Here is a 10,950-nt window from a genome sequence, read left to right on the forward strand (position 1 = left end):
ATGACATATTGCGTGGGTCTTTGCCTCGATAAGGGGCTCGTCTTCATGTCTGATACCCGCACCAATGCGGGCGTCGACAACATCTCCAAGTATCGAAAGATGTTCACCTGGAACGTTCCGGGTGAGCGCACTTTCGTTCTTCTGACGGCGGGGAACCTGGCCACCACGCAGGCCGTGGTCAGCATGCTGGAGGAGCGCACCAAGGCACCGGAGGAGCGTAATCCTTCCATCCTTGAAGTGCCATCCATGTTTCAGGCCGCGCGCCTTATTGGCAAGACGCTTCGCGAAGTCATCAAGGAAAGCGCGCCGGCTACAGGCCCGGATGCGGAATCCCCATTCCGGGCCACTCTCATTCTTGGCGGTCAGATTGCTGGCAGCGAGCCGCGCCTCTTCATGATCTACCCGGAAGGCAATTTCGTCGAGGCAAGCAAGGAGACCCCCTTTTTCCAGATCGGCGAAACCAAATATGGCCGGCCCATCCTGGTACGGGCGCATGACCCGGCCATGTCTTTTGCAGAAGCGGTCAAACTGCTCATGGTCTCTTTCGACTCCACGCTGAAGGCGAACCTTTCAGTGGGCCTGCCGCTGGATCTTCTACTTTACGAAACCGACAGCCTCGACATCCTGAAAAAGACCCGGATCGAGGAGGACGACCCGTACTACAATCTGATTTCAGACAATTGGAGCGAGGCGCTAAAAACCGCCTTTGCTTCTTTGCCGCAATATGAAGTCTAGCTCTTTGATTTTTCGCGCCGACGCATTAAGTGGCGTGTTCGAAGTGGCCGGCGCCTATAGCTCAGTTGGTAGAGCAGCTGACTCTTAATCAGCGGGTCCAAGGTTCGAATCCTTGTAGGCGCACCACTTTTCCGGCTTTTCCATAGATGCAGATGGTGGCCCTCCACGCCTCGCATAGTCGGTGGGCCGCGACGGCCTGTGACGGAAACCGTTGCCGGCCGCCGCGCAAGGCAAACCCAATCAGATCAGATGCCGGTTCCAGTCGCCGAAGCGATGCTGGATCTTGCCGCGAGGCAGGCTGAGAGCGCCAATGGCCAGGCCTACGATGACGTCGGCAGCCATCTGGACCAGGCTGGCGTCCACGATAAAGGGCATGAGCGCCACAGCTGCGCCAAGGAACATGTTGAGCAGCCGGATCGAGCGGATGGGTTCGGCAAGGGCTGCGACACTTACGGTAATGACAAGCGCGCCAAGCAAGTGATCGGCGTCTGCCAGCGCACCGTCTGTGCCGAGAGTGAGCCGGGTGAACATCAGCCAGACGCCGAGCGCAATGCTGACGAGCAGCGTCCATGGGAAAGTCATCCCGCCATAGATCATCTTGCTGATGATCTGGCCGGGGGGCTGGAGCAGGTCATCCTCCACGCGCTCGTCGGGCCCCTCATCCGTGTCGCCCCGGAAGAGCACCCACAGGATCGGGCGCCCTTTTTTCTTGCGGCGGATCAGGAACTGGATGGTGGCGATGATCTCGTCGACCGAATAGGGAATCTGCAGCAGCATTGCGGCGGCCGCGATGAGGCAGAGCGTGCACCATGTACCGATTACAATCGGCTGGATCACGATGAAGGTAATCGAGACAATGCCAAGCGGTACGATCATGATGCCGAAGATGAGGACCAGCCAGGGCATGGTGCGCCAGCGGCGGGTGGAGCCGACAATGCCGATCAGGATTTCGAGCATATAGGTGAAGGCGCCGACACCGGCGTCGGGGACCGGCCAGGCTTCCGATACGGACGACGTCACGATCTCTTCTGTCCCGTTCTTTCCGTTGTCCGGCACGCCTGAGAAGAAGGGTTCCCAGACGCCATCTATATGACCGAGCTGATAAGCCGTCATGTGACGGGAAATGAGGAAACCGATGACGGCAAGGGCAATAATCGGGACGCGCTGAAACCAGCTTGAGGGGGATTCGTCCCAGCCGGGCGGTATGGTCGGCCCGGTTACGGCGGCGGCCTGATGTACGCCGGGCGTGGGCCGCGCGAGGACGGCAAAGCCGAAGATGAGGGCCCCGCTCAGGGTCTGGTTCAGATAGACCGCGCCGGTGGGCGCCCACAGCGCGAGCGGGGCGAACATGACCCACGCCGCGATGCCTGCAATGGCCCAGCGCACGAGCCTCAGTTTCCATGACAAGGACAGAAAGCCGAGCAGAACGACGGCGATCCCGCAAAGCACGTCATTCCAGATGAGCGGAACTGAATTGTAGGGGATCACAGAGGGGCTGGTCGCCAGCCAGGCGCCCATCGCCATGTTCAGGAAGGGCGCCCATAGGAAATTGCGGTGCTGCTCGATTGACTCTTTTTCGGCCTCGGCGCGAACTTCCTCCGGCTCATGCTCATTCTCGCCGGCTGCTGTCAGCCAAGGCGGCGGAGTAATGCCATTGGTGTTGTACCAGCCGAGCGGATCGGCCTTCAGGTTTGCGACCATTTCAGGAAGCGTGTCACGCAGCCGCCGGCGCGGCTCCCAGTCAAGCTCATGACGGGCCCGGTCGATGCTCAACTCATAATGGTCATCGGCCATGTCGACCATAAAAGGCCGGATGAAGGGCTTTTCGCCCTGATCTATGTCATCCGGTACGACAGGTTCCGACTTTGACTCGATCCAGGCACCGAACGATGCCAGCGGTTTTGGCAGAGTAAAGGTGCGCCAGTCGCTATCGCCGTGGATCAGTTCGGCAATTTCCCTCTGCAGGTCGCCATAGCTGACCGTATCCGGTTCGCCGACAAGGATCGTGTTTTCGGCAGGCAGCTCGTCGCGTTTGGCAACGACGCGAGCGAAAGCCTCGACCATATCATCCTTGTGCAGGAAGGCCTGTCCTACGCTGAGCGGAGCAGCATAGGCGTGGCCGTGCGGGTTGCGCTCATAGATACGCCGGATCTGTTCGGTCAGTGTGGGCACGGCGGAATGTTCATCATAGACGCCGGCCAGGTGGAGCAGGGTGTAGGGGATATCGCCGTGCGTCTCACGGATCGCTTCCTCTGCCCGCGCTTTTGATTGGGGATAGGCCCATTTTGGATTGAGCGCTGTCTCCTCCGTGATGGGCTGTCCCGGCTTTCCAGCTTCATGCACCAGCATGGTGCCGGAATAGATAAAGCGGCCAACTTCAAAGTCTTGCAGACCTTCGAGAAGACGGCGCGTGCCTTCGACGTTGAGCTTTTGATAAAGCGGGTGCTCCTCGCCCGTAAAATCGAAGTAGGCGGCCAGGTGGATGACGGCCGCGATCTTCCGTCCGTGCTCTGTGGCCAGACGCTCCATCGCTTCGGAGACCGATTGGTCGGAGGTCATATCACAGCCGATCAGGTCGAAATCAGCCTCGGTGCCCGGAATGTCGAAGCCCACAATTGTGTAGTCGCTGCGAAGTCTCTCACTCAAGGACGTGCCAAGATTGCCTGCAGCCCCGGTAATGAGCACGAGGGGTTTGGTCTCACCGCTGGTGGAAGCGGTCGGGGCGGAGTCTTTTCCAGAAATCTGTTCGTTCAATTCTTTCACCTGTAGCCGGATGACTGAAGAGAAAATACGTGTGAACCATATGTGTTTCGCAACGCAGGGCTGTGCCTGCCGTTCCGAATTGGTTGAGGCTGGCCAAGGAACCGAAACTTGCACTCGGCATTGATTCGCCATTGGAGGCCGGCAACATGGCAATGCGTGCTTACTGGAAAGGCTATCTGCGCCTTTCGCTCGTCAATATCGGGATTGAGCTCTACTCGGCGACCTCGTCGCAGCGGCGGATATCCCTGCGCCAGATCCATAAACCGAGCGGCAAGCGCATCCGCTATCAGAAGGTGGCCGAAGGTGTTGGGCCTGTCGACAAGGACGAAATCGTCAAAGGCTTTGAGACCAGCAAGGACGAATATGTCCTGCTGGAGCCCGATGAACTCGATGAGATCAAGCTGGAAAGCAAACGCACCATCGATCTCGTCCAGTTCGTAGAGGCGTGCGAGATCGATCCGCGCTATTTCGAAAAACCCTATTATGTCGTGCCGCGCGATGATGAGGTTGCGGCAGAAGGCTTCACCGTGATCCGCGATGCGCTGCGCGATGCCAAAATGGTAGGACTCGGGCAAATGGCGGTGCGGGGGCGGGACTATGTCGTCGCGATCAAGCCTTGTGGTGACGGGCTGCTGCTGGAAACGCTGCGCTTTGCCGATGAAATTCGCGAGAGCGACAAGATTTTCGACGATATCCCAGAGGTCAAACCCGACAAGGAAATGCTGGAGCTGGCCGGTGAGCTGATCGAACGCAAGGCCGCGCCGTTCAAGCCGGACGTCTTCAAGTCGAGCTATGCCGACGCGCTCATGGAACTGATCGATGAAAAGCGCAAGGAAGGCGAGATCAGCCATGACGATAGCGCAGATAGCGGTTCGGCCGGCGGACGCGGCAAGGTCGTCGATCTCATGGATGCGCTTAAGAAGAGCGTCGACAAGGACAAAGGCAGATCGAAGAAAAAGTCCCAATCCACGACGTCGAAGTCAAAATCGAAGTCCGGTAAGGCGGCCTGATCAATCATGTCAAAGACGGCAGGCGACAATCTCAAGACCTATCGCGAGAAGCGGGATTTCAGCCGCACGCCTGAGCCTGATGGGTCCTCCAGGCGGGGAAAGAAGGGTAAGGGCAAAAAGGGGCTCTCCTTCGTTGTGCAGAAACATGATGCGAGCCGTCTCCACTATGATTTCCGGCTGGAGCTCGACGGCGTGCTTAAAAGCTGGGCCGTGACCAAGGGGCCGAGCCTCGACCCCGCTGACAAGCGACTGGCCGTGCGCACGGAAGACCACCCACTGGATTATGGCGACTTTGAAGGCGTTATACCGGATGGCTATGGGGCCGGCACCGTCATGCTCTGGGATCAGGGCGAATGGGAGCCGCGTGAGGACCCTGAAGAGGGGCTGAAGAAGGGCTCGCTCAAATTCGATCTCAAGGGTCAGCGCCTGAAGGGGGGCTGGGCCCTTGTGCTGATGAAAAACAATTCCACCAAGGACAAGCAGAACTGGCTCCTCATCAAGGAGAAGGACGAGGAGGCCAACCGCAACGCCGATCCGCGCAAGACGTGGCAGACGAGTGTGACCTCGGACCGGGACTTCGAGGAGATCGAGGAAGCGGCTGCCAGCGGGGAGGCGAGTGTGCTGGGCGAAGACGATGCGCCGGACTTTCCCGATTTCGTTGAGCCGCAGCTTGCCAAACTGCGCGACGACCCGCCCGCGGGCGAAGACTGGCTGCATGAGCTGAAATTCGATGGCTATCGCATTCAGGCGCTAATCGCCGGGCATCAGGTCAGGCTCATCACACGCAATGGCAAGGACTGGACGGAACGCTATCCATCGATTGCGAAGGCTCTGGCGTCGCTCGACGTGGAGAGTGCTGCGATCGATGGAGAGCTGGTCGCCCTCGACAATCGCGGTCACAGCCATTTCGCCTCGCTCCAGGCTGCAACCAAGGGGGAGGGCGAAGCAGTGCTCGCCTATTATGCCTTCGACCTTCTGTCTCTTGACGGGCAGGATCTTCGCAGGAAGCCGCTTACGGAACGAAAGGCGGCCCTGGAAGGGATCATGCCGGAGGATGACGAAATCCTCCGCTTTTCCGATCATATCGAAGGGAAGGGCGAGGATGTGATCGGCAAGGCCTGTGGCATGGGTCTGGAAGGCATTGTCTCCAAGAAAGTCTCCGCGAAATATGTGTCGGGGCGCGGCTCCGGGTGGATCAAGTCGAAATGCGTTGGACGCGATGAGTTCGTGATCGGCGGCTATCGCAAGTCTGACAAGAAGGGGCGGCCCTTCGCCTCCCTCCTTCTGGGCGAGTTCGAGGACGGAAAACTCCTGTATCGGGGCCGTGTCGGCACCGGTTTCGATGAGGCGCTGATGGATGAGCTCGCCGAGGCCATGGACAGGCTGGAACGCAAGACGACCCCCTTTGCGGACATCCCGTCAGAGGCGAGGCGCGGCGCCGTCTGGCTGACGCCGGAACTGGTTGGCGAGATCGCCTACACAGAACGCACACCCGACGGGCTTTTACGTCACCCGAGTTTTCAGGGCCTGCGTGAGGACAAGGAGGCTGAAGACGTGAAGACGGGTGCAGAGAAGGCAGAGGAAACGAAAGGCGCCCCGGACGTCAGCGATGAGGAGGATGGCAAGATCCTTGGCGTGAAGATCAGCCACCCGGACCGTGTCGTCTATGATGAACAGGGCGCGACAAAGCGTGAGATCGCCGAATACCTCGCCTGGATTGCGCCCCGGATGCTGCCGCATATCAAGGACCACCCGGTGAGCCTCGTGCGCTGTCCGTCCGGGGCTGGCGGAAAATGCTTCTACCAGAAACACCATACCGATTCCGTACCAGACGCGATTGGCGAGACGGAGATCAAGGAAAAGGATGGCGAGACATCGAGCTATCTACTTCTCAATTCAGCCGAAGCCCTCGTCTCGGCGGCGCAGATCGGCGCGCTGGAGCTGCACATCTGGGGGTCACGGACCGACAAGCTGGAGAAGCCTGACAGGCTCGTTCTCGATCTCGATCCGGATGAGGGGCTAGACTTCGGCGATGTTAAAACAGCCGCCTACGAAGTGCGCGACGTTCTTGAGGCGGCTGGACTTCAGACCTTTGCGCTCCTCACCGGCGGCAAAGGGATACATGTCATCGCACCGCTGGAGCGCAGGCAAGGCTGGGATGAGGTGAAGGCGGCTGCGCGTGGCCTGGCCAAAAAGCTCTCTGACGCGGCGCCGGATACCTACGTCGCTGAAGCATCAAAGGCCAAACGCAAGGGGCGTATTTTCATCGACTGGCTGCGCAATGAACGTGGCGCCACGGCGATCTGTCCCTATTCCCTGCGTGCCCGAGCGGGTGCGCCAGTGGCAACGCCGGTGCGCTGGGATGAGCTTTCGGGCATCAGCTCCGGCCAAGACTATACGCTGTCGAATATCCGCCGTCGGCTAAGCTCTCTGAAGACCGATCCCTGGGCGAGCTATGACGACGTCCGCCAGTCGATTTCGAAAAGCGTGCTGGATGTCCTGACCGGCGACTAGGTCTTGCGCGCGATCGACCTTTCCAGAAGATCCTCGATCTTGATGGGGTAGCGCGCGGTGCGAAGGCCGGTTGCGTGCCAGACCGCATTCGCAATGGCGCCGACCGTGCCCGTAATCCCGATCTCACCGACACCTTTGACGCCCAGATCGTTCACGTGCGGGTCTTCCTCATCCACCAGAAGCGCCTCGACATGCGGCACGTCTGCGAGAACGGGGATATGATAGCCGGCGAAGTCATTATTCACCGGCCGTCCAGTGCGCTTGTCGTGAATGCCTTCCTCGTGCAAGGCAAAGCTGACGCCCCAGATCATCCCGCCCGTCAGCTGGCTCTTCGCCAGCCTCGGATTGATGATCCGCCCCGCAGCGAAGGCACCGACAAGGCGGCTGACCCGTATCTGGTAAAGGTCGGGATCGACTTTCACTTCGGCGAAGACCGCCCCATGCGAGAACATGGCATAGGTCTCGGTGCTCGCCTTGTCGCGGTTGCCACGGCCCTTGCCCTCGATCTCATCGATGCCGGCGCGTTGCAGGATATCGGTATAGCGTTCACCAACATTCGGATCGCTTGCCTTGAAGAGGCGTCCGCCATCACCGACAAGGCGTTCATTGCCTGCGCCGAAAAGGGGAGACTCCTTGTCCTGCGTCGCGATCTCGGCGAGCTGGCGGATAACGTCATTGCCGGCCGCAAAGAGAGCGCCGCCAGCAGAGGCGGTGTGGGCCGAGCCGCCTGCGATACTCCCATCGGGCAGGTCAGAGTGGCCGATGTCGAAATCGAGATCGTCGGCAGCGACGCCGAGCCCGTCTGCCGCCATCTGCCAGAGGGCTGTCCAGGCGCCCTGTCCCATATCGGCGCCGGAGGTCTCGGCACGCGCGCTGCCATCCTTGCGCAGGAGAGCGCGCGCCTTTGCGGGAAAGAAGGGCGCGTGGAAAATACTCGTGCCCATGCCCCAGCCGGTTAGAAGACCATCGCTATCGCGCATCAGGCCGGGCTTGAGCGGTCTGTCCTTCCATCCAAAGGCGCGTGCGCCTTCCTCATAACATTCACGTAAAGCCTTGGCGGAATAGGGTTTTCCGTTTGAGGGGTCTTTGTCGGCATAGTTGAGTAGCCGGTATTCCAGCGGGTCCATACCGGCTTTTTCAGCGGCCATGTCGACCGCCGTTTCGACCACGGCGGAGCCTGTTGCGATTCCAGGTGCGCGCATGGCGCCCGGCGTGCCGGTATCGAAGCGAAACCCTCGATGGCTCGCTTTCATGGCTTCAACGGCATAGACGCTGAGGGAGGCGTTCGCGGCCCCATCCAGCCAGTCGTCAAAACTGCTGGTCGATACGTCGGCCTGATGTTCCATGGCCTTGAATTTGTAGTCCCTTCCAAGGTCATAGCGCACGGTCTGGCGTGTTGCGCTGCGATGCTGGACCGGGCCGAACATCTGATCGCGCCGCAGGGCCAGTTTGACGGGGCGTTTCATTTCTCTTGCGGCCAGGATACCGAGCATCTGTGGGCCGAACAGAACCGCCTTTGAGCCAAACCCACCACCGAGATAGGGCGAGCGCAGGGTGACATTCTCAGCAGGAATGCCGAAATAGGCCGCGATCCCTGGCTTGGCGAGACCGATGGCCTGATTGGGCATGTCCACGGTCAGCCTGTCGCCGTCCCACTCAGCGACGACGGCATGGGTTTCCATGGCATTATGGTACTGGAGTGGTGTTTCCATCTCAGCGCTGACCGAATGGGCAGCTTCGCTGCGCGCGGAGCCCAGATCCCCCTTCGAGAAGACCGGCGGTGTACTCATGCCGACCGCCTGCGGCTCGAATGCCTCACCATTGTCGAAACCGATACGGGCGGGCTCAACCTCATAGTCCGCAGTAACGAGGCGCGCCCCTTCCTGAGCCGCTTCCAGCGTTTCGGCGATGACGACGGCGACGGGCTGGCCAGCATAGCGTACCTTGTCATGCTGCAGCACATCGATACGCGCCGTGAAAGGCGTTGTTTTCTCATCGGGGTTTTGTGAGAGGGCCGGTGTGTTGTCCGGCGTCATGACATGGACAACACCTGGATGCTTGAGCGCGGCCTCTATCTCCAGGGCGTTGACCCGCCCGCGTGCGATTCCTGCTTCGACATAGACGGCATGCAGCAGGCCATCAGGGCGGTTGTCTGCGGCGTAGGTCGCTGTGCCCGTCACCTTGGCGAGCCCGTCGCGGCGGGTCATGGGCTGACCCGCATTGGAGCCGAGCCGGACATGGTGGGCGGCAACCATCGGTTTGTCGGTCATTATCGGGCCTCCTTTCCAGCCGCGAAGACGGAGCCGGGCAGGGCCGGCATCTTCGGCGGCGTGCCGGCCGCGGCGGATTTCAGGGCACGGATCAGGATACGTTTGGCCAGCTCGATCTTGTGCGCATTATCGCCGGAGGGGGCGGCGTCTGCGAGAGCGGCATCGGCTGCCTTGCGATAGGAAGCCTCGCTGGCTTCCGCGCCGTTCAATACGGCTTCGGCTTTCGTGGCGCGCCAGGGCTTTGCAGCGACACCGCCAAGCGCGAGGCGCGCATCCTTGATGCGGCCATCGCCGATCTGCAGCATGGCCGCCGCCGAGACGATGGCAAAGGCATAGGAGGTCCGGTCGCGAAGCTTCATGTAGCGGGCGCGGGCGGCAAACCGCTTCCCGCCAGATGGCAGGATGAGGGCGGTGATGAGATCGCCATCTCTCAGTGCGGTGCCTGGGGCCTGTCCCTCGCCGGGCAGGGTGTAGAGGTCATCAATCGTGAGCCTCCGGTGCCCGTCCGGGCCGGTGACTTCAACCTCCGCGCCAAGAGCGGCCAGAGGCACGCAGAAATCGGAAGGGTGCACGGCGATACAGGTTTTGGTCCAGCCGAGTACGGCGTGTTTGCCATTCTCTCCGTCCAAGGCATCGCAGCCCTGGCCCATCTCCCGCAGATTGCAGGCGCTATGACGGTCATAGAAATAGCTGCAGCGCGTTTGCTGCATGAGATTGCCGCCCACCGTTGCCGCATTGCGAAGCTGCGCCGAAGCGCCGGCGAGCAACGCCTCGGCCACGGCGGGGTATTCAGCGAGGAGGGTGGGGTGGCGGGCCATATCCGAATTGCGGACCATAGCTCCGATCCGCAGCGACCCATCCTTGCCGGTCTCAATGCGGTCGAGGCCCTCAATACGCGTGATATCGATCAGCCGGTCCGGCTGGCGCACCCCGGCTTTCATGAGGTCGAGAAGGTTCGTACCACCGGCATAAAAGACGCTACCCGGCTCGCTTGCCGCCTTTACGGCTGTCTCCACGCTTTCGGCGCGCTGATAATCGAAGGTCTTCATGACTTGCCCTCGTTCGACATACGCAACTGCGCGTCCATGACGGCGTCCTGTATGCCGGCATAGGCGCCGCAACGGCAGAGATTGCCACTCATGCCTTCACGGATCTCCTCGGCTGTCGCATGCCCGTCCCGTTCGGAAATGAAGCCGACGGCGCTCATGATCTGGCCGGGCGTGCAATAGCCGCACTGGAAGCCGTCATTTTCAATGAACGCGGCCTGGACGGGGTGGAGTGTTTCGCCGTCGGCCAGGCCCTCGACCGTCGTGATGTCGGCACCTTCAAGGCTGACGGCCAGAGACAGACAGCTATTCACGCGCCGGCCATCGACCAGCACGGTGCAGGCGCCGCACTGACCGCGGTCGCACCCCTTCTTGGTGCCTGTCAGCCCGATGCGCTCGCGCAGCACATCAAGCAGGGTCGGGCGAGCATCTTCGAGCGCCAGCTCGTGCATCTTGCCATTGATTTTCAGTGATATCCGAAGCGCCATATTCCCTCCGCGCTGCCGTTCTCGGGAAGACTTAGTGTGCAGGAGGTTTGAATGCGAGGAATCGGGACCGATTTAATATGTTGCCCCAACGTCAAAGCGCCCCGGGCCAAGCCGGGGCGCTCTT

7 protein-coding genes and 1 tRNA gene are annotated in these 10,950 nt (G+C 60.7%); 4 read left to right on the forward strand and 4 right to left on the reverse strand.

Annotated features, from left to right (window positions below):
• Both ABNU55_RS11255 and ABNU55_RS11260 read left to right on the forward strand, forming a co-directional pair.
• Positions 1-735, forward strand: a complete 735-nt coding sequence (locus tag ABNU55_RS11255) for a proteasome-type protease (protein ID WP_290751957.1) — start codon at positions 1-3, stop codon at positions 733-735.
• Positions 736-785: 50 nt separating this feature from the next.
• Positions 786-861 (forward strand) — tRNA-Lys (locus ABNU55_RS11260).
• Positions 862-975: 114 nt separating this feature from the next.
• Here the strand turns inward: ABNU55_RS11260 and ABNU55_RS11265 are convergent.
• Positions 976-3,489: a vitamin K epoxide reductase family protein gene (locus tag ABNU55_RS11265; protein WP_290751959.1), complete on the reverse strand. Its 2,514-nt coding sequence runs from the start codon at positions 3,487-3,489 to the stop codon at positions 976-978.
• Positions 3,490-3,644: 155 nt separating this feature from the next.
• On the opposite strand from ABNU55_RS11265, the gene ABNU55_RS11270 reads away from it, so the two are divergent.
• Positions 3,645-4,508 carry a Ku protein gene (locus ABNU55_RS11270; RefSeq protein ID WP_290751961.1) on the forward strand — a complete coding sequence of 288 codons (864 nt, stop codon included), beginning with the start codon at positions 3,645-3,647 and terminating at the stop codon, positions 4,506-4,508.
• Between the two features lie 6 nt (positions 4,509-4,514).
• Positions 4,515-7,022, forward strand: coding sequence for a DNA ligase D (gene ligD / locus ABNU55_RS11275; protein ID WP_290751963.1), 2,508 nt, complete (start codon positions 4,515-4,517; stop codon positions 7,020-7,022).
• Here the strand turns inward: ligD and ABNU55_RS11280 are convergent.
• Genes ABNU55_RS11280 through ABNU55_RS11290 form a run of 3 tightly spaced genes read right to left on the reverse strand, consistent with a single transcriptional unit; the run spans position 7,019 to position 10,826 of the window.
• On the reverse strand, positions 7,019-9,292 hold the full coding sequence (locus ABNU55_RS11280) for a xanthine dehydrogenase family protein molybdopterin-binding subunit (protein ID WP_290751965.1): 2,274 nt from the start codon (positions 9,290-9,292) through the stop codon (positions 7,019-7,021). The genes ligD and ABNU55_RS11280 overlap by 4 nt on opposite strands.
• A complete protein-coding gene (locus ABNU55_RS11285) occupies positions 9,292-10,341 on the reverse strand; it encodes a xanthine dehydrogenase family protein subunit M (protein WP_290751967.1) in 1,050 nt (349 codons plus the stop codon). Before ABNU55_RS11285 ends, ABNU55_RS11280 begins: the two co-directional genes overlap by 1 nt.
• Positions 10,338-10,826, reverse strand: a complete 489-nt coding sequence (locus ABNU55_RS11290) for a (2Fe-2S)-binding protein (RefSeq protein ID WP_290751969.1) — start codon at positions 10,824-10,826, stop codon at positions 10,338-10,340. Before ABNU55_RS11290 ends, ABNU55_RS11285 begins: the two co-directional genes overlap by 4 nt.
• Positions 10,827-10,950 lie beyond the last annotated feature (124 nt).

The sequence above is a fragment of the uncultured Henriciella sp. genome (genome assembly GCF_964005855.1).
In the GTDB taxonomy this organism is placed as follows: Bacteria; Pseudomonadota; Alphaproteobacteria; order Caulobacterales; family Hyphomonadaceae; genus Henriciella.